The 18,764-nt window shown below is 67.9% G+C and carries 16 protein-coding genes; 3 read left to right on the top strand and 13 right to left on the bottom strand.

The features are described from left to right. Window positions 1–84 precede the first annotated feature (84 nt). The 6 genes from GOAMI_RS04785 to GOAMI_RS04760 form a co-directional block, all read right to left on the bottom strand. Entirely contained in the window at window positions 85–1,230 is a 1,146-nt protein-coding gene (locus tag GOAMI_RS04785) for a glycosyltransferase (RefSeq protein ID WP_006435266.1), read from the bottom strand. Window positions 1,231–1,243: 13 nt separating this feature from the next. Then, entirely contained in the window at window positions 1,244–2,464 is a 1,221-nt protein-coding gene (locus GOAMI_RS04780; protein WP_006435265.1) for a lipopolysaccharide biosynthesis protein, read from the bottom strand. Then, a complete protein-coding gene (locus tag GOAMI_RS04775; RefSeq protein WP_006435264.1) occupies window positions 2,452–3,627 on the bottom strand; it encodes a glycosyltransferase in 1,176 nt (391 codons plus the stop codon). The genes GOAMI_RS04780 and GOAMI_RS04775 overlap by 13 nt, the downstream gene beginning before the upstream one ends. Continuing rightward, window positions 3,627–4,253: an acyltransferase gene (locus GOAMI_RS04770; RefSeq protein WP_024498662.1), complete on the bottom strand. Its 627-nt coding sequence runs from the start codon at window positions 4,251–4,253 to the stop codon at window positions 3,627–3,629. Before GOAMI_RS04770 ends, GOAMI_RS04775 begins: the two co-directional genes overlap by 1 nt. Window positions 4,254–4,261: 8 nt before the next feature. Next, complete coding sequence (locus GOAMI_RS04765) at window positions 4,262–5,407, bottom strand: glycosyltransferase (protein ID WP_210737933.1); 1,146 nt, start codon at window positions 5,405–5,407, stop codon at window positions 4,262–4,264. A 199-nt stretch (window positions 5,408–5,606) separates the two neighbouring features. Then, window positions 5,607–6,674: a cellulase family glycosylhydrolase gene (locus GOAMI_RS04760; RefSeq protein ID WP_040004568.1), complete on the bottom strand. Its 1,068-nt coding sequence runs from the start codon at window positions 6,672–6,674 to the stop codon at window positions 5,607–5,609. A 221-nt stretch (window positions 6,675–6,895) separates the two neighbouring features. On the opposite strand from GOAMI_RS04760, the gene GOAMI_RS04755 reads away from it, so the two are divergent. From GOAMI_RS04755 to GOAMI_RS04745, 3 genes are read left to right on the top strand one after another with little or no spacing between them, the layout of a single operon-like run. Beyond that, entirely contained in the window at window positions 6,896–7,891 is a 996-nt protein-coding gene (locus GOAMI_RS04755; RefSeq protein ID WP_006435260.1) for a GDP-mannose 4,6-dehydratase, read from the top strand. After that, a complete protein-coding gene (locus tag GOAMI_RS04750) occupies window positions 7,888–8,877 on the top strand; it encodes a GDP-mannose 4,6-dehydratase (RefSeq protein ID WP_006435259.1) in 990 nt (329 codons plus the stop codon). The genes GOAMI_RS04755 and GOAMI_RS04750 overlap by 4 nt, the downstream gene beginning before the upstream one ends. After that, entirely contained in the window at window positions 8,874–10,400 is a 1,527-nt protein-coding gene (locus tag GOAMI_RS04745; RefSeq protein ID WP_006435258.1) for a sugar transferase, read from the top strand. The genes GOAMI_RS04750 and GOAMI_RS04745 overlap by 4 nt, the downstream gene beginning before the upstream one ends. A gap of 86 nt (window positions 10,401–10,486) precedes the next feature. On the opposite strand, the gene GOAMI_RS04740 is transcribed toward GOAMI_RS04745, so the two are convergent. Genes GOAMI_RS04740 through GOAMI_RS04710 form a run of 7 tightly spaced genes read right to left on the bottom strand, consistent with a single transcriptional unit; the run spans window position 10,487 to window position 18,667 of the window. Next, window positions 10,487–11,383, bottom strand: a complete 897-nt coding sequence (locus GOAMI_RS04740) for a sialate O-acetylesterase (RefSeq protein WP_006435257.1) — start codon at window positions 11,381–11,383, stop codon at window positions 10,487–10,489. A 5-nt stretch (window positions 11,384–11,388) separates the two neighbouring features. Beyond that, a complete protein-coding gene (locus GOAMI_RS04735) occupies window positions 11,389–12,606 on the bottom strand; it encodes a lipase family protein (RefSeq protein ID WP_006435256.1) in 1,218 nt (405 codons plus the stop codon). Further along, window positions 12,603–13,868: an acyltransferase family protein gene (locus tag GOAMI_RS04730; RefSeq protein ID WP_006435255.1), complete on the bottom strand. Its 1,266-nt coding sequence runs from the start codon at window positions 13,866–13,868 to the stop codon at window positions 12,603–12,605. The genes GOAMI_RS04735 and GOAMI_RS04730 overlap by 4 nt, the downstream gene beginning before the upstream one ends. Next, window positions 13,865–15,109, bottom strand: coding sequence for an alpha/beta fold hydrolase (locus GOAMI_RS04725; RefSeq protein WP_051349608.1), 1,245 nt, complete (start codon window positions 15,107–15,109; stop codon window positions 13,865–13,867). The genes GOAMI_RS04730 and GOAMI_RS04725 overlap by 4 nt, the downstream gene beginning before the upstream one ends. Further along, complete coding sequence (locus tag GOAMI_RS04720) at window positions 15,109–15,840, bottom strand: YveK family protein (protein WP_006435253.1); 732 nt, start codon at window positions 15,838–15,840, stop codon at window positions 15,109–15,111. Before GOAMI_RS04720 ends, GOAMI_RS04725 begins: the two co-directional genes overlap by 1 nt. Continuing rightward, the gene (locus GOAMI_RS04715) at window positions 15,837–17,111 is read right to left on the bottom strand and encodes an alpha/beta hydrolase (protein WP_006435252.1); all 1,275 of its coding nucleotides are present in this window, start codon (window positions 17,109–17,111) and stop codon (window positions 15,837–15,839) included. The genes GOAMI_RS04720 and GOAMI_RS04715 overlap by 4 nt, the downstream gene beginning before the upstream one ends. Then, window positions 17,108–18,667, bottom strand: coding sequence for a tyrosine-protein kinase domain-containing protein (locus tag GOAMI_RS04710; RefSeq protein WP_006435251.1), 1,560 nt, complete (start codon window positions 18,665–18,667; stop codon window positions 17,108–17,110). The genes GOAMI_RS04715 and GOAMI_RS04710 overlap by 4 nt, the downstream gene beginning before the upstream one ends. Between the last annotated feature and the right edge of the window lie 97 nt (window positions 18,668–18,764).

Here is an 18,764-nt window from a genome sequence, read left to right as displayed (position 1 = left end):
ACGTTCTCGTATGAACCGCGAAGTGTTGCGAATATCGGGCAGATGCCCGTGGTCCGCGCAGACGACATCGCATGGCCCGGCTCGTCAATGGTCGACCGGAACCGGTCCTCGACTCAGCAGCGCTTCCACAGCCTGGTGCGGAATGCGCTGCTCCCAGCGTTCGGCATTCGCCTCGAAAATCCGTGTGCCCTCTTTTCTCGCCAGATCGACGTCCAGGAGGAATGCACGCGCACGTTCGACGAATTCGTCGGGATCGTCGTAGGCGGTCAGCCCGAAAACCGGTTCGAGTGACCCGATCGCGGCGGTGGTGCCCACGACGGGCAATCCACGGCTGGCGGCGTCGAGCAGTTTCACCCGGACACCGCCGCCGGTCCTGATGGGTGCGACGAGGGCGCGACAGGTACCCAGGAAAGCATCGAGGTCCTCCACGAATCCGACGTCCCGGACGCCCTCGGGCAACGGCGGTGGTGTCGCGCCCGGCTTGGGAGCGCCGACGATGCACAGCTCGGCATCCGGGATACCGTCCGAGATGCGCGGCCACAGTCGCAGGATCTCCAAGAAGCCTTCCTGATTCGGTGGCCAGTCCCGGGTACCCATGTACACGAGCCGCGGGATCTCGAGGCCGCCACCCGCGCGGGTCGCGGGCGGCAGGGTGAGATCGATCCAGCGAGCACTCGGGCACCCGCGCTTCCGGTAGAACTGTGCTTCCTCGAGGTCGTAGGTGCCGATCGCCGACGCAGCGCGGGCCACCCGGAGCTCATCGGACAGGATGCGCCTCGCCTCCACCGTTCCCGGGAGTCCGCGCGTGAGTCGCCACACCAGTGATTCGGAGTTGACCGTGTTGATCACCAGCTCGCTGCGACCGACCTGTGTCGAGCGCAGATAGGACTCGGCCATGTACGAATGCTCGGCGAGGAAGACGTCGCTGTCGAGATCGTCGACGGTCCGGACAAGGTCGTCGGTGTCGAAACGGACGTGGCAGACACTGCGCCGGGTCCGCAGACTGCTGCCGATGAGCGCCGGGAGCAGTACGGGCGGCTTCGGCACCCGGATCACCCTGCCGTCGGCCGAGATCCGCGGAGCGTCACCGGTGGTGAGATGGTTGGACAGACACACCGCACGCAGGTCGAACGACTCTGCCGCGATGTCGAAGATCACCCTGGCCAGCGCGACGTCGCCGCCGTGGTCGTGTTCGATGTCCTTGGCCATCATGAAGGTCACAGTCGTCATGCGATCACCCCTGTCATGCGGTTTCCTCTTCTCGGGTGACGAGCCTCGCGGGCCGCACCGACCGAACATAGATCGCGAACAGGATCGCGTCGGTCACCACCGATGCGATCGCCGCCCCGACCGCACCGAAAACCGCCAGCGCGCAGACCGATCCGAGCTTCACCGGGACCAGGACGGCGGCCGCGGCGCTGCGCACGACGTCACGACGCTGCACGTAGAGCACCGTCGTCAGCACGTTGTTCATCACGCGCAACCCGACGAACAGCGAGATCACCACCAGCGCCCAGGCGAGCTCATGTGAGTACGGGGTTGCCAGCATCACGAACCCGGACACCATCACGAGCGCCGATGTCGCCGCCGCCATGATCACGACGTGCTTCACCGGCGGCCCCGCCGCCACCGCGCCATCGGCCGCACGCAGCTGCTCGTGATAGGTCCCGGCAAGCGACATCCCGACCTGGCCCGCCGCCCATCCGACCGTGGCGGCGATAGCGAAGTATCCAGCGACATCGGAATCCGTCACCGCCCCCAGCAACAGGATGTCGCCCTGCATGTAGAGCGCATTCGCGAGATGCTCACCGAACAGGATCGCGATGAGGCGCGCCGAGCCGGGGACCCCCGGTCTGGTACGCGGCGCAAACGTCGCGGCATGGAGGGCGATGACGACATACGGTGCGAGATAACAGAAACTCGCCGTCTCGAGGTCGGCCGACGGCGCGAACTGCAGATAGCCGATCGCGAGTGCGATGCTGACGAACTGCCGTGTGGTGTCGAATCGCATCACCCGATCGGGGTGGCCGTCGCGGAGTGCGCGGCTCTTGACCGCATTGAACACGATCTCGCCGCCGGCGACGGACAGTGCGAACCACACCAGATACGGTGCGCCGAGACACAGCGCGCCCACCACCATCAGACCGAGCCCCAACAGGACCCGGGTCACGCGCTCGGCTGCGAAGGCATCCTCCGCCTCGCGGATGGCACGCACCGCGAACGGATTGTCCAGTGGGGCCGCGATGATCGCACCGAGTGCGAAGGCCATCGCGTACTGCCCGTAGGCGCCGATGCCGAGGTGGAAGGTGAGAGCGACGGTCCAGCCGAGACCGGCCGCTCGTCCGCCGTAGGTCCAGCCGGCGGCCGCGAGCGCCTTGACGACGTGGCGTCGGCTGTCGACCGCCGACGCCGCCTCATCGGTGCCGGCCACACCGGTCTCGGCGGCGCCGCTCAGGCCCGGCACAACGCCCTCGCCCAGGTGTCGAGGTAGGTTCTGACGACCTCGTCGGGTTCACGCACCTCGCGCATCTCCTTCAGCGCCTCCCCCATCGCGGACAGCCGATCTCGCGACGTGACGAGTTCCGCCGCGGCCGAGGCCAACGCGTCCACTGTTTCCTCGTGCGTCCGTCCGCCCTCCTCGACGACGAGGACACCTCCCTCGGTCCGGAGCTCGCCGAGCGCACCGTGGCCGGTACACACGACCGGAGTGAGGTGTGCGATCGCGTCGGAGACGACGCTCGATCCGGGGAACGCCTCACCGTAGAGGCTCCGCGTGCCGTAGGGCACGACGAGCGCTCGGACGGAGGAGAAGTACGCGGGAAGATCCGCGTCGTCGACCCCGCCGAGGATCTCGACCCCGTCGAGGCCGGGTAGGGCTTCGGTGCCGCGGCCGGCGATCCGGATCGCGATGTCGTCGGGAAGGACACCCCGAAGCCGTTCGACATGCTCGAAACCCTTTCCGCGATAGACCAACCCGAACAGTCCGACCGCTTTCGGGCGATCCGGTGCGGCAACGACCTCACCGCGGCTCCAGACGGGCATGTGTGCATGCCGCACCGTGGTGTCCGGGTAGGCGCGCAGCAACGACCGCGCCCCGGCGTGGCTCATCGCGAACAGTGTCCGGGCTCCGACCACTCTCCGCTCGATCGCACGCGATAGCGGCCGGAGCGGGAAATGTACTGCGTGGTTGAGGAATCTGCGCCGCTCGAGGAACGCGACACGTCCCGGCCACCACACGAGACCAGGCGGATCGTGCACGGTCGCACTGACCAGGACGCCGCGTCGAATCCGTTCGAGTCCGGCAGTCGGCCAGAAGGATTCGACCGATCCGCCGGAGAACTCACCGTGCACGACGACCGGACGACCATCTGCGGCGTCGATGAGTTCGATGATCTCGCGGCGTCGCGCGCGCAGGTCGGTGACCGTGTCGGTACCCGGCCGCGGGTGCCGGACCTCGTGGAAGTCGGTGAGCCGCCGCCGCAGCATGTCCGCGAACACCTCGGAGTACGCCCCGACCCCGCCCGCGCTCCGCTCGGCGGCGACATAGATGACGCGGGCCCCGTCCAGCCCGTCCAGCCCGGACGTCCCGGGTTGCCCGATCGTCCCCGGCGTCGACTGCCCCGTCATCAGTAGAAGAGCGGCCGGTACTTGGGCCGGTACCGCAACGCCGACTCGGGCCGCCGGGAGATCGTCGTGGCCGGAACACCGCCGACGATGTCGAGGTCGGCGACGTCCTTGCTGACGAGCGCGCAGGCGGCGACCACGGCGCCTCGGCCGATGCTGACCCCGCTGACGATGGTGGCGCGGCTGGCGATCCAGGCGTAGTCGCCGATGTGGACCGGTTCGAGGACGGCCGCGAACTCCGGACTCGCCGGGTCGTGTTTACCGGCGATGATCTGGGTGTCGCTGGCGATCACCACGTTGTCGCCGATGCAGATGCCCGACCGCGCGTCGAACAGCACGCGGAAACCGATGGAGCAGGCCTCCCCGATGCGGATCTGGTCGATGTCGAAGACCTGGCACCCGCGCAGGATCGACGTGTCCTTGCCGATCTTCGCGCCGAACGCACGAAGGAACGCCTGCCGGATGGTGTGCGACGGGAGGTGGGTGACGATGGTGTTGTACAGCAGGATTCCGACCCGGTTCCTGGCCTTCGCGATCGTCGAGATCTCGGTGAAGGTGTACCGCGGATGGAAATCCGCGCGCTGCGGGACGGTCGGACCGGCGGGTCCGGCCGCCGGCGGTGTCGTCATCTCGGTACTCACGTGCGCTCCGCTCCCCTCGTGACCACGGCCTCGGACACGAGGTTCCTGATCTCCTTGATGAATGTCTCCTCGCCGAAATGGGCGACGTGTGCCTTGATCTGTTCGGCATCCCAGTCGCGCGTGGCGATCTCGGCGACGGCGGCCCGGATGCTCATCGGGTCGGGTGCGTCGAAGAACACGCCGTTCACGCCCTCCGCGATGGTGTCGAGGAAGCCGCCCCAGCGCAGTACGGCGCAGGGTTTGCCCCGCATACCGCCCTCGAGTGGCGTGAGACCGTAGTCCTCGTAGCTGGCGGCGATCACGGCGGTGCAGTGCTCGTACAGCCACCCCATCTCGGCGTCGGTCAGGTCGCACAGCATCGTCACGTTGTCGGGCGCGGTCGCGCGCAGGCGGTCCGCCTCGGGTCCGCGGCCCACGACCACCAGGTGCTCGTCGGTACCCCGGAAGGCATCGATCACCGCGTCGACGTTCTTGTACGCCAACAGGCGTGAGATACACAGGTGGTACGGGCGTACCGGTACACCCGCGGGCGCATCTGCCGTCCCGGACGGTGCCGGGGGCGGGATCACCGGAGCCGAGACCACCGTGGAATCGAGACCGTACGTCGCCGCGATGCGGTCGCGGACCGCACTCGATATCGCCAGATAGCGGTCACAGCCCAGTGCGGCGGCGCGGTCCCAGCGACGGAGTGCGGGGCCGAGCATCCTGATCGCGAGTCTCTTGATCGCACTGGATGATTCGCCGAGGTAGACATCGGTCTGGTAAAGCCAGCGAGCAGGCGAATAGCAGTAGACGAGCCGGTAGCCGGTGGTGTCGAAGCCGTGCGCCCAGCCGCTCGAACTCACCACCACGACGTCGGCGTCGATCCGCATCCGCGACGCGGCGAACGGCAACACGGGCAGCGCGGAGCGGTGATCGGTCCGCAGTGCCGCAACACGATTCACGGGTGAGGTGATGATCGTCTTGCCGCGGAACTCGTCGTAGGTCTGATCCGGCTCGTACAACAGCGTGTAGATCGGGGCATCCGGAAATGCCCTGCTGAGGGACAACACGACCCGTTCCGCCCCGCCCCGCTGAGTCAGATAGTCGTGAGCGATGGCCACTCTCGGCACTTTGTCCACGACGATCCCAGCATCCATCATGTGCACCACAGAACCACTTCTCCCCCGACTGATTTCGAGAAGAATTCTCGTGAATACGAGTGCACGCACTCGTGCGGACCCCGATGCCCGCTCGAGAAGAATCGTAATGTGGAAACGCCCACTCCGCGCGGCGTGCTCGGTGTATGTGAGCTTGCCAACGCGGAGCGGGCGCGAGATCGTGCCTCCTTCAGGCGGCGGGTCAGGCCGCTCCCAGCACGCCTGCAGCGTATTTCGGGGTCCAGTCGTGTTTGTAGACGGCACCGAAGTTCTGTTCACGATCAGCCGGGTCGGGCCCGTTGTCACGGATGCTGTAGATGAATGTGGGGCCCACGAATCCGGCGGAGACGGCGAAGCTCATGACGTCCGTGATCTGCTTCGCCTGTTCCCATTCCGAGACGGCGTCGGCTGCGGTGCCGGTCGGAGCGCCGAGCTCGGTGAACCAGATCTTCTTCGGACCGTCGCCGCGCGCGATCATCAGGTTGCGTACCGCCGGGACGTCGGTGACGGCGTTCTCCGGATTGGCGTACAGGCCGCCGGGGAACACGTACGGGTGCATCGCAAGGGCGTCGAAGCTGCCCTTGGCACCGGCGTTGTACATGGCCGTGACGAAGTTCGGCGGCGAGTTCCAGCCGCCGGAACGGGCCAGACCTGCGGCGATGACGGTGGAGCCCCACTGCGTCGACTTGATGGCGCTGTAGGCGGCCTTCAACAGGGAGGTGTATCGCGCGGCGTCGACGGTCCACCCGAAGAAGATGGGCAGGTTCGGCTCGTTCCAAATCTGGTAGTTGGTGACCTTGCTGCCGTAGCGGGCGATGAACTTCTTCAGGAAGGCGGCCAGATCGGCGTTCTCGGTGGGCGGGGCGGTGAAGAAGGACCCCACCGGACGCGACCACGGCGGCGACGACACCACATTGGCCAGGACCTTGAGACCGCGGGCCCGTGCGGCGTTGATGATCCGGTCGGGGGTGGACCAGTTGTAGGAGTTCCTGGTCGTCTCGATCGCATTCCAGTCGATCGTCACACGCAGCCAGGTCGCCTTGGTCCGCTTGACCGCGTCCAGCTCACGACCGAGGTCGGAATCGTTAAGCCACAGCAGACCCGCGCCGCCGGCGAAGCCGAATCCGGCCGTGGTGACGGGCACCGCCGCATCGGTGGGGCCGGCCGCACTCCCGGAACCGAACCAGCTCGAGGTGTCGGGAGCCGCTTTCGCCGAACCCGACACGCTCCCGCCGATGACGAGTCCGAGCACCAGAGAGATGCTCACCACAAAGGCGGAGAGGAAGTGGGTTCTCGAAAGGCGGAATTGCCCGGATGATCGTATTGTCATGGCGCAGAGAGTACCGCCAAGTTCGGGGACCCATATGGGTGGCGGATTCCGAACCGGCTGTGTTCGCAGGTTTTACATGCTCTGGTCGGGGAATCAGTGCGTGTTCGAAAGTCGGTGACACGACATCGATGTCGTTCACCTCGCGCTGGGAGAAATTGTCGATGAAATCTGCGTTGATCACCGGTATCACCGGGCAGGACGGCCTCTACCTCGCCGAACTCCTGCATGCGAAGGGTTATCGGGTCGTGGGACTCGTTCGGGGACAGAACAATCCGAAGGCAGCCCGCCTCGCCGAATCACATCCGTACGTCGACATCGTGAGCGGCAATCTGCTCGATCTGTCCAGCCTGATGCGGGCCATGACCTACGCGAATCCGGATGAGGTGTACAACCTCGGCGCGGTCTCCTTCGTCGCCTACTCGTGGCAGAACGCCCGACTCACGAGCGATGTGACCGGTACGGGCGTACTGAACATGCTGGAAGCGGTTCGGCTCCATCAGGATACGACGGGCAAGGACATCCGCTACTACCAGGCGTCCAGCTCCGAGATGTTCGGGAAGGTGCAGGAGGTCCCCCAGCGCGAGTCCACGCTGCTGTGGCCGCGCTCGCCCTACGGCGTGAGCAAGGTCTTCGGCCACTACATGACGATCAACTACCGCGAGTCCTACGGGATGCACGCAAGTTCCGGAATCCTGTTCAACCACGAGTCGCCGCGTCGCGGCCCCGAGTTCGTCACCCGCAAGGTCACCCAGGCGGTCGCCCGCATCGCCCTCGGCATCGACGACTCCATCGCCCTCGGGAACCTCGATGCGCAGCGCGACTGGGGATTCGCCGGTGACTACGTCCGCGCGATGTGGTTGATGCTCCAGCAGGACATCGCCGACGACTACGTCATCTCGACCGGCGAGACCCATTCCATCCGGGAGTTGCTCGACGTCGCGTTCGGGGTCGTGGGCATCGACCGGTGGGATCATCTGGTCCGCATCGATCCCCGCTTCTTCCGTCCCGCCGAGGTCGATCTCCTCATCGGCGACAGCACCAAGGCACGTGAGCTCCTCGGCTGGAAGCCCGAGGTCGGTTTCGCCGAGCTGATCACGATGATGGTCGAGGCCGATCTCGACACCGAGTCGAAGAAGCTGGCCGGCAAGGTCGCATGACCCCGCCACGTGCCCTTGTCACCGGCGCGAACGGGCAGGACGGGCACCTGCTGATCGAGGAATTGGTCACGCTGGGTTGGGATGTCGTCGCCGTCGTACGACCGGGCCGAGCGGTGGGTCGCTCGTCCGGTGGCAATGTGGTGATGAGTCCGGTCGACCTCGCCGACCCGGAATCGACGCGCCGCGTGATCACCGACCACGCACCCGACCACATCTTCCACCTCGGCGCCGTGTCCTCGGTGTCGGAGAGCTGGCACGATCCGCTGACGACCGCCCGGGTGACCGCGATGTCGACCGTCGCGATCCTCGAGGCGGCGTCCGCACTCACCGACCTCGGACACCGTGTCCATGTCGTCAACGCCTCCAGCGCCGAGATCTTCGCGGGATCCACGATCACGCCCCAGGACGAGACCACGCCGATCGCGCCGGCGTCTCCCTACGGGGCGGCGAAAGCGTACGGCCACACCATGGCCGGGGTGGCGAGGTCGAAGGGATTGCAGGTCGCCAACGCCATCCTCTATCCACACGAGTCCCCGCTGCGTTCCACTCGTTTCGTGACCCGGAAGATCACCGCCGGAGTCGCGGCGATCGCGGTCGGCAGCACCGAACCACTCGTCCTGGGCAACCTCGATGCACGCCGGGACTGGGGGTGGGCGGGCGATCATGTGTCCGCGATGATCACCCTCGCCGTGAACCGGGCCAACGACGACTACGTGGTGGCGACCGGCGAATCCCACAGTGTCGGTGAGTTCGTCGCCACCGCCTTCGAGGTGGCCGGGATTCCGGAGTGGGAACACCTCGTGACGACCGATCCGTCGTTCGTCCGGGCGGCGGACGGCGTCGATCTGGTGGGCGATCCACGCAGGATCCGCGATGAGTTCGGCTGGCGGCCCAGGACCGGATTCACCGAGGTGGTCGAGGCCATGGTCCGGCACGACCTCGCCCTCCTCGGCGCGGACCAACCCCGGCGAGCGGCAATCGCATGACCTCGGCCCGCGACACGGTCCCGGGAGATCCCGGTTCCGGATTCCCCGGCGGAGCCCGACGCCTGATGTCGGTGCGTCGCCGGCAGTTCCGCTCACGGTCCTGGGTCCCGAGGTACACGAGAGCCCTCCGGTACACCGACCTGGTCGTGGTGGTCGCGTCGGTGGCACTGGCGCAACGACTCCGGTTCGGTCCCAGCGGTGCCCTCCACTCGGCCGCGGCGGTCCACCTCCCGTCGATCCTGGTGTCCGCGGTCCTGGTCGCCGTCTGGATGGTCGCGATCGCCGCCTTCCAGACCTACGACCGCCGGATCCTGGGATCCGGTCCGCAGGAGTACAGCCGCGTCGTCACCGCATGCTTCGCGGTGTTCGGCGGACTGGCGATCGTCGATCTCCTGGGCGGACTGAACATCGCCCGCGGTTACCTGGCGCTGGCCCTGCCGATGGGAACCATCGGACTGTTGCTGAGCCGGAACATCTTCCGCCGTCTCCTCGCACGGGCACGGGTCTCCGGGCGGCACCGTGAGTCGGTACTGATGGTCGGCGGTGTGGAGTCGGTGCGGCCGACCGTCCGGCGACTGGCGGCCGCCGCCCCACTGGGATACCAGGTCGTCGGCGCGTGCCTACCGCCCGGGCATCGTGGTACGGACACCGACATCGACGTCGACGGGGTGGCGATCCCGGTCCTCGGAGATTTCGACGACGTCCTCGCCGCCGTCGGGGCGTCGGGGGCGACCACCGTTGCGGTCACCTCGGCTGACGCCCTGGGGCATCAGGCGATGCAGGACCTGTCGTGGAATCTGCACGGACTCGACGTCGACATGGTGGTCGCACCAGGTGTCACGGATGTGACCGGTCCCCGGATGATGGTGCGTCCGGTCGCCGGGCTGCCACTGCTGCACATCGATCACCCGCGTTACGAATCGGCCACTCGGTTCCGCAAGGCCGCTCTCGATCGCTGTGGCGCAGCGGTTCTCCTGCTGGCACTGGCACCCGTGTTCCTGGCGGTTGCGGTCGCGGTGGTCGTCGACTCCGGCTTCCCGGTCTTCTATCGGGCCGACCGGGTCGGGCTGGGCAACAGGAACTTCCGCATGTGGAAGTTCCGGTCCATGATCGCCGGCGCCGACCGCATGAGGGACCGGCTCGGCGACCGGGACGACGGCGCGGGCCTGCTGTTCAAGGTCCGCGACGATCCGCGGGTCACCCGGGTCGGCAGGGTGATCCGCGCCTTCAGCCTCGACGAACTCCCCCAGTTGTTCAACGTTCTCACGGGCCAGATGAGCCTCGTGGGTCCGCGTCCGCCGTTGCCCGACGAGGTCGCGAAGTACGACGGTCGCGTCGCACGGCGGATGCTCGTCAAACCCGGGATGACGGGACTGTGGCAGGTGTCCGGGCGCTCGGACCTGTCGTGGGAGGAGTCGGTCCGGCTGGACCTCTCCTATGTGGAGAACTGGACCATCATGCAGGACCTGACCATCTTGTGGCGCACCGCACGAGCAGTCGTCGCGAAGGACGGAGCGTACTGAGCCCCGGGCACCCGCCGCCCGGAACGGTCGCCACTTCGGCCCGGAATTGCGTTCTCCACCCCGCGATTCGGAGACCGAAGTGGCGATCACTCGTTGCGGGAAGGGCCGGCAAGATCCCGATAGGCCTCGAACATCGCGCGTCCCAGCTCGCGCTGTCCGGCAGCGCTGTAATGGATGGTCTCCCCCGGGTTGTGCATGCCCTCCGGCCCCGGTACGTGGGCACATGCCGCGTGCCGGTCGGGTGTGGTCGCGTGGACATCCGCGATACCCGGGTACCGCGGATGTCCCGTGGCGATCTCCTCGGGCACCATCTGGCCGAGGATGAACGGCACCACCCCGAAATGGTCACGGAGACCGCGGATCAACGTGTCGAGCCGGTCCTGATAGACGTCGGGTGGCGTCAGCGGGACATCGCTCTCGCCCTGATGCCAGAGGATCGCCGCGAGTCGTGAACCGGCGCCCGCGGCGGTGAGAGCGTTGCCGATCTGCCGGACGGCGAGGTCGTACAGATTGACGCGCACGGACCGGTTCGCCGGGTCCCAGCTGTACCCGTTCTTCTGATGGAACGACGTGTCGCCGCGAGCCGACGGGACCAGCAGCACTGCCTCACCGGTGTGGTCGGCCAGCAGGGAACCGAACGTCGTCGCGAATCCGGCCCCGGCACCGGGGATCTCGTGGAGCAGCGGGTCCTCGGCCTGCAGTATCCGCCCGCGCCGCCGGCCGCATCCCGGCCACTGGTGGACCCGACGATCCGGCTGGGTGGGAAGCGCATCGACCCCGGCCATTCCGGCACCATGCGCATTCGACTGCCCGAGAACCGCGACCACCGAGTAACGATCGGCCGGTTCGACGGCGGTCCCCGCGGCGAGTAGACGTTTCACCGCGTCTTTCGTGCGGATGATCCGCTGGGCCCTGGCCGGCGCGTCCCCGTGGATTCGCACGTCGGACTCCGAGATCGACTGACCCGTCGTGGGTTCGTGCATGGCGTTCACCTCTCCGCGCAGGTCGACGATGCCGGTTCCCCGGCGAAGCGGGCCGAGATCCACGGCAGCAGTGCGGCCGCGTCCACATCTGGGTGCCCGCGGTCGGCTTGGTAGTCGACGGTCACCGAGTTGCCGGCGGCACAGGCGCGTTCGACGAACCTCGCAGTCCACTCCGCATCGATGAAGGTGTCGCGGCCGCCGTAGAGGACGTACATCGGCACCGGTGTCGGGGCCACCGGTACGGCATATCCGGCGAGGACCTCCGACAACCTGTACGCGGACTCCGGCGTGCCGGGTCCGATGTCGCGCGGCGCCAGCGACTCGGCCGCCTGCGCCCGGCCGGCGACTGCCGGTCCCGTACAGGCGGACAACGTGTCCCACGTCGCCACCCCTCGCCGGTAGTCGTCGAGCCGTACCGCCGGGTCGCGACGTGACCACGCCTCGACGATCCACTGCAGCATGAGCTGCTGGTCACCGGTGATCGTGCCGTTCCGGGACTTCTCGACCACATCGGCGATGTCCGCGGCCGGGACCATCGCGGCCGCACCGAGCATCGTCAGACCTCGGCCGTACTCGGGTGCCGCCATCGCGGCGGCCAGAACGGCTCCGCCACCCTGGGATCCGCCGTAGGCGACCCACTCCTCGGAGGCGTAGGGCACCACCGCCCGCAGCGCCCGGACGGAATCGATCACGTTCATACCCGCGGTCCGGGCGTCGAGATACGGGTGCACTCCCGGACTCCCGAGGCCCTGGTAATCGGGCAGTGCCACCACGAAACCCGCCTTGACGAGCCCGTGTGCGAGTTCGCCGAGACCGTACATCCCGGCGGCGACGGAGGGTGCGCACGGCTCGTCGATGCCGGTGGTGCCGTGCGCGAACGCCACGACCGGCCTCGTCTGACCGGCGTCGGGTTCCGGACCGGTGACCACCAGTCCACTGACGACGGTGGGTTCTCCCGAGTTCGCATCCGTGGACCAATAGGTCACCCGGATCGCGCGGGCGTCGTCGAGACGTGCCGAGATCGGCAGCGAGCCGGTGTATTCGGCCGACACCACCTTCCCGGGGCCCTCGACGATCGCGAACGGCACCGGGCCGTCCGCGGGGTCCCGGACTACGTTGACGAGACGGACACCCGAGATCACCATGACCAGCATGATCGTGTGCGTCACCAGCGCGAGCGGTGCCGCGATGAGGAGGGGATGCCGGCGGACGAAGCCGGTCATCGCCGACGCATCCTCCTGGCCACCACCATGGCGGGCTGCTCGATGTATCGATAGGTGATGCTCGCGAACACGAGGCTGACCGATCCGACGAGCAGGACGTTGACGATGAGACCCGTCACCGAATCACCCTGCAGCAGTCCGAGTCTGCCGATCACGATCATCAGCGGGAAATGCCAGAGGTAGATGCTCAGCGAGATCCGTCCGCTGTAGTCGAGCGGCTTCCAGTCGAGCGCGGTGGCGAGCCTGCCCTCCTGTCCCGCGGCGAGCGGCAGCACGATGATCAGGATGAGCAGCGCCGAGGACAGCGCTGTGAAGGTCGACTGATACGACGAGCCGGCCGCGATCAGCACCAGCATGATCAGCATCGACGGTACGAGCGCCACCGCCGACGCGATACGCAGACGCCGGGCGCCCCGAACCGAGATGTGGCCGGTGCCGACCGCGACGAACGCCGCGACGGCGAGCATGCCGAACGCGAAGTTGTCGGCGGCTGCGAAGAAGCTCCGCAGGATCACGGCGACGGCGTTGGGTCCCCAGTTCTGCTCGGTCACCGCGGTGATGCCCCGGGCCTCGGCGACCCGGCTCGCGACCATCTTGCCGATCGTCCCGACCACGATCAGGATCACCGGTGGTGTCACCACGAGGATCGCGGCATGCGTTCCGAACCGCCGCCGTAGCCACCACATGGCCATCCCGAACAGCGGCAACGACAGGTAGAAGCCGAATTCCAGTGTCAGCGACCACGATGGGCTGATGCCTGTCTGCAGGTACTGCGGGAAGTAGGTCTGCGTCAGGGTCAGGTTGGTCAGGAGCATCACCGGGTCGGTGATCATGCCCGTCCCGGTGTCCTTGCCGGTCTCACTCACGACGAACTCGTTCACGACGAAGCAAGCCTGGAGAACGTAGTTGGTGATGAGGAAGATCAGCAGGTACGCGGGGAACACCCGCAGCAGACGATGCGTCGCGTAGGAGCGGACATCGGGCGGGGACTCGCGGCCGCTCACCAGGCCCTTCACGTACGGGAGGTAGAGCAGGAAGCCGGACAGCGCGAAGAAGAAGATCAGGGCCTGACCCAGCAGCTGGAGTCCGCCACTGGCCATCGTGTCCGGCGAATTCTGCACGGCGACATGGACGATCAACACCGCCCAGCACGCGATTCCGCGCGGGCCGTCGAGGCCACGGATCCGACCGGCGTTCGGTGTCTTCTCGGTTGCGGGGACATCAACGGCGGGGATTCCCCGCCGTTCCAGGTTCTCGGTCATCCGGCTCTCTCGATCTCTGCGCATCGGTTGTAGCTCGGTTCGTCGTCGAATCGGGCGGTCAGCCAGCCCACCACCTGGCGGCCGTCGATGCCGCCGTGGTCGGCCGCGGGTTGGAACTGGGTGTGGACGATGTCGCCGCGTGCGCAACTGCGCCGCACGGCCGCCGCGGTCCACTCCGACCGGATCAGTTCGTCCTTGCCGCCGTAGATCACGATGGTCGGCGCCGCTGCGGGCAGGTCGGGAACAGCGCGTTCGCGCAACAGTTCCCGCAGCTCGGTCACGGCCTCGGGCGATGTCGGTCGGAATTCGTCGGCGCTCAGCGACTCGAGCACCTCGGCTCGCTGTGCCCCACGGGACGCCGAACACTGCGACAACTCATCCCAGGACGCGACGACCTCGGGCCCGACGAACCGGCGCAGGTCCAGCTCCGAGTTCTCGGCGTTCAGTGCCAGCAGCAGCCAGTTGTACAGCCCGTACTGTTCGACGGTCATGGCGCCGGAGGCCGCGAGGTCGGCGAGCCCGGAGACGTCGGCAGCCGGCGACAGCGCGGCGACACCCACGAGATCGAGTTCACTTCCGTACGTCTCGGCCAGCGCGTTGGCGGCCCACGCCGCCTGCCCGCCCTGTGAGCCACCCAGGGCTCCCCACCGGGTCCCGGTCTCCGGCACGAGATATCGGGCCGCCCGGACCGCATCGATCACGTTACGGCCGGAGGTGCGCGCATCGAGGTACGGATGGGTCGGACGCTGCTCGTCCGGATCGCCGAGGCCCTGGTAATCCGGGACGACGACGACGTAGCCCAGCTGGAGCCAGCTCGCGGCGGTGACCGCCAGGTCACCCAGATCGGACTTGAGCGTGACACCGCATTCGCCGAGTACACCGCTCGTGCCGTGCGGCAGGACGATGACCGGCCGGCCGCCTTCCGGCGCCGGACCCTTGGGAGCGAAGAACGCTCCCCACGTCTCGGTCTCCTCGCCGGTCCGGCCGTCGGTCGACACGTACTTGACGCGCAGCGCCAGTTGCGAATTCGCCCGCACCCGGCGGTCGAGCAACGGCATCGTCTCGGCTGCCCGCAACGCGCCGGGTCCAGCTCCGTCGGTGTTGACGCGATACTCGACGCCTCCCGCACCGGTCGTCGGAGTGGCCTGTTCGTCGGCGTCGGATGAACAGCCGGCGACGGCAATCACCGCGGCCACCAGCACCGACGTCATCCTGATGCGCCCGCTCGATCGTCTCCCCATCACGCTCCCCCTCCGATCGCGCCCACGATAGGCGCACCCCGATGTGCGGCGTCTGACGTACGCGGGACCCGCGCCTCCCGCGGATCCACGACCCGGTCGCGCGCGACCTCCACGCCGATCACGAGCACCAGACCCATTAGCAGGCCGAGGAGCACAGCGGTCGTGATCGTGCCCCAGAACTCGGGCAGCACAGGTGCATCCGGCACCGAGGCGACGTCGATCACGTCGATCTCGTGCAGCGGTCCCGCGACCGGGCCGTCGCTCCACTCGAGTTCGGTCACCAGCACCCGGAGGACGTCGACCACCGAATTCGCGAGGTGGGCGGCGGCCTCCGCCGTCGGGCCGGTGGCCACGACGTCGAGGACGGCACTGTCGAGAGGCGAGCCGACGGTCAGCCGCTCGCGGAGACCGTCCGGGGTGACGGCGTCACCGAGCAGCCCGGCGTCGTCCGCACGGGCCACCCGCGACAGCACCTGGTCCGACACCGCGAGCTGCACATACGATGCCGACCGCAGCTGACCGGCGAGGTCGCTGGCGCGTTCGGCGCCGACGCTGGCCGGCCCCGGCGCGATGATCAGTGCGCTCGAGTGCGCCTCATAGGTTTTCGGCATCAGGGCGTACGCACCGACGCCGACGGCAGCGGCCGCGATCACCGTCGCCACGAGCACGACGAGGTTGCGGCGCACGATCGCCAGATAGTCCGCCGGTCGGCGGGTCGACGGTGACCTCATGGGCGGTCCCCGCAGTTCTGCGGCGGCTTCCACCCGGACTCCAGGGACTTCATCCAGGCCACCGATTGTCCGGAGTCGAGCTGGGCATGGGTCTCCCCGATCCGGCGCATGGCCTGGATGGGCGACCCGGCGGCGCAGGACCGGCGGATCGCCCGCTCGGTCCACGGAGCGGCGATGAGTGGGTCCTCGGTGCCGTACATGATGAGCATCGGCGCAGTGGCCCTGCCCACCGGGAGCGATGTGGCGGCGAGGTGGTCGCGGAGTCGTGCCGCCGCCTCCGGGGTGTGCGGTGCGACATCCTCGACGCCGATGGAGTTCAGCACCCGCTGGGTCTGCTGGACGTCGATCGGGATGCAGCGGAGTACCTCGGACCAGTTCTTCCGCAGGAACTCCGAGCGGTAGTCGTCGCGGTCGAACTCGTCGGGCAGCACGCGTGCGAGCGAATCGATCAGGTAGGCCATCATCGGGACCTGATCGGCGGTGAGCGTGCCCTTCTCGGCTCGTTCGACCAGTCCGGTCATGTCCGACACCGGCACCAGGGCCACGGTGCCCAGGAGGTCGAGTCCCCCGCCGTAGGTCGGTGCGAGTTCGCCCGCCGCCCACGACGCCATCCCACCGAGCGAGACGCCGTAGGAGATCCAGGTGTCGCCCAGCCCGGGGAAGACCGCACGGGCGGCACGCACCGCGTCGATCATGTTGTAGCCGTAGGTGCGCGCGTCGAGGAACGGGTGATCGACGTCCCGCATGCCGAGGCCCTCGTAGTCGCTCATCGCGACGGCGAAACCGTTGAGCACCAGTGCTGCGATGATCTCGTCGCTGCCGATCAGGTTGACGTACTCCGAAGGACCGCAGTCGTCGAGGACACCGGTGGTGCCGTGCCCGAAGGCGATCGTCGTCCAGCCACCGGGCGGCGGTTCGCCCTTCGGGGTCACGACGATCCCCGAGACCACCGTCGGCGACCGGTCGAGACCCGACGTCGACCGGTACTCGACCCGTTTGACGATCGCACCGAGTTCGGTGATCACCGGAATCGGTCCGCGGGGCGGGTCCTCGACCTCGAGCACCGCTCCGGGTCGCCCGGTGTCGGCGGCACCCCGGACGACCGGTTCCGGGTAGGGAGTGACCAGGTCGGGCGGTGGCTGGAGAACGAGCGGGACCGCCGGGTCCGATTCGGGCCCATCGGTGAACACTGTTGTGCCACAGCCACTCATCACGAGCACCGTCGCCATCAGGGAGGCGGCGAACCGCCCGCGGGTCGACGCCCGCGTCAACGACCCCGCCCGTCCGACGGGACACCGGCCGCCGCGGCCGGGCCGGAACCGTTGGGTGAGGAGTGGCCGATCGTGGCGCGGATCGTCCCGGTCGCGCTGTCCGGAGCGGACTCGATGTTCTCGTCGGGGACAGTATCGTCGGCGTACACCGCGTCGTCGACCGGTTGCTCGTCGGCACCGGACTCCGTGACGGACGAATCCGGCGACGACATCGGCCCCCGCTTGCCGCCGACGAGTACCGTACCGATCACCGATCCGACGAGCTCGATGGCGGCGACACTGTCGCTCAGCGCCTTTCGGGTCGCCGTGCCGCTTCGCACCACCACGACCATCGCGTCGGCAAGAGCCGAGTACACGATCGAATCCGACGACGTACCCCGCTGGGTCGATCCCGGCTTCTCCGGCCTCATGGGCGGGCAGGCGATGACGATGTAGTCGAAGCGCTCGCGCAGTTCGTCGAGCACCGATCCCATGACCGGACTGCTCACGAGGGCACCGGATTCCGGCGGCACCGGGCCGGCGGGGAGGATGGTGAGCGCACCGTGGCGGACGTACGGGTCGACGCTGCCGGCACTCCCGGTCAGCACGGTGGACAGTCCGTGATCCGCGGAGATCTCGGCACCCGCGGTCAGGCCACCGCCGGACAGGTCGCCGTCGACGAGCAGGACGGTGTTCCCCGTGGCGGCCACGGTCGAGGCGAAGCGGGCGGCGATGTCGGCTGCCCGGGCCTCAGGCCCGACGCCGGTGAATCCGATCACCCGCGGTGCCCGGTCCTGCTCGTTGCGCCGTCCACCGAGGAAGCGGATCAGATTGTGCAGTCCGCGAAGGGCATCCGCGTCGGGATCGACGGACTCGCCGCCACCGATCGCCTCGACTGACACCGGGTGGGGCGACAGCACCGCGAGTACGGGATGGTGGGTCGAATCGACGGCGGTGGCCTCGTCGACGACGGTTCCGCGACGCCGCCACCCGAGCAGCAGCGCGACCACGACACCGACGACGAGTCCGGCGCCGACACCGATCCCGGTCCAGAGCATCCAGGGCGCCCCGGCGGGTGCCGGCAGACCCGGTTCGTCGTAGAGGACCGCGGAGGCCGCCGAGGTCCCGCCGCGTCGTGACGTCTCGAGTTCCTGCACGACCTCGACGGTCTGCTGGGCGACGGCGGACGCATACGACTGGGCCCGTTGCGGACTCGGTCCCGATACCGAGATGGTGAGGATGACGGTGTCCTCGACGGGTAGCGCCGTCGTCTGCGATTGCAGGTCAGCGGGGCCGATGGCCCCCTCCAGCGCCTGGGAGGCGCGGGTGGCCACCTGCTCACTGGTCGCGATCTGGGCATACGAGTTGACGCGCCCCTCGGCGAAGAGGTTGTTCTGGTACGACTCGCCCACCGAGGTGCCGCCCTCGGCGGTGACGAAGAGGCGGGCCGTCGACACGTAGTCGACGGACGTGAAGTACATGCCGTAGCCGAATCCGACCAGTCCGCCGACGAGAACGCTCGCCACGACGGCCCACCAATAGCGGACCGCGGTGCGGACATATTCGTTGAATGGCACGAGACCTGCTCCTTCCGGCGATGGCGGAGCAAGACCGAGGGATCGAGTGATCAACCGTGGAAATGTCTGTGAAACATTTCCACGGCGGATTGTTCGA

Origin of the sequence: Gordonia amicalis NBRC 100051 = JCM 11271, assembly GCF_000332995.1 — a bacterium.
Taxonomy (GTDB): Bacteria; Actinomycetota; Actinomycetes; order Mycobacteriales; family Mycobacteriaceae; genus Gordonia; species Gordonia amicalis.
Note: the sequence above shows the minus strand (reverse complement) of the source record. Positions and strands in the feature narration are given on the sequence as shown.

Coding starts and splice junctions, on each gene's coding strand:
- GOAMI_RS04725 (WP_051349608.1), bottom strand. CDS start 15,109: ATGGGGAGACGATCGAGCGGGCGCATCAGGATGACGTCGGTGCTGGTG.
- GOAMI_RS04775 (WP_006435264.1), bottom strand. CDS start 3,627: ATGACGGGGCAGTCGACGCCGGGGACGATCGGGCAACCCGGGACGTCC.
- GOAMI_RS04770 (WP_024498662.1), bottom strand. CDS start 4,253: ATGACGACACCGCCGGCGGCCGGACCCGCCGGTCCGACCGTCCCGCAG.
- GOAMI_RS04730 (WP_006435255.1), bottom strand. CDS start 13,868: ATGACCGAGAACCTGGAACGGCGGGGAATCCCCGCCGTTGATGTCCCC.
- GOAMI_RS04720 (WP_006435253.1), bottom strand. CDS start 15,840: ATGAGGTCACCGTCGACCCGCCGACCGGCGGACTATCTGGCGATCGTG.
- GOAMI_RS04785 (WP_006435266.1), bottom strand. CDS start 1,230: ATGACGACTGTGACCTTCATGATGGCCAAGGACATCGAACACGACCAC.
- GOAMI_RS04745 (WP_006435258.1), top strand. CDS start 8,874: ATGACCTCGGCCCGCGACACGGTCCCGGGAGATCCCGGTTCCGGATTC.
- GOAMI_RS04750 (WP_006435259.1), top strand. CDS start 7,888: ATGACCCCGCCACGTGCCCTTGTCACCGGCGCGAACGGGCAGGACGGG.
- GOAMI_RS04755 (WP_006435260.1), top strand. CDS start 6,896: ATGAAATCTGCGTTGATCACCGGTATCACCGGGCAGGACGGCCTCTAC.
- GOAMI_RS04735 (WP_006435256.1), bottom strand. CDS start 12,606: ATGACCGGCTTCGTCCGCCGGCATCCCCTCCTCATCGCGGCACCGCTC.
- GOAMI_RS04740 (WP_006435257.1), bottom strand. CDS start 11,383: ATGCACGAACCCACGACGGGTCAGTCGATCTCGGAGTCCGACGTGCGA.
- GOAMI_RS04765 (WP_210737933.1), bottom strand. CDS start 5,407: ATGATGGATGCTGGGATCGTCGTGGACAAAGTGCCGAGAGTGGCCATC.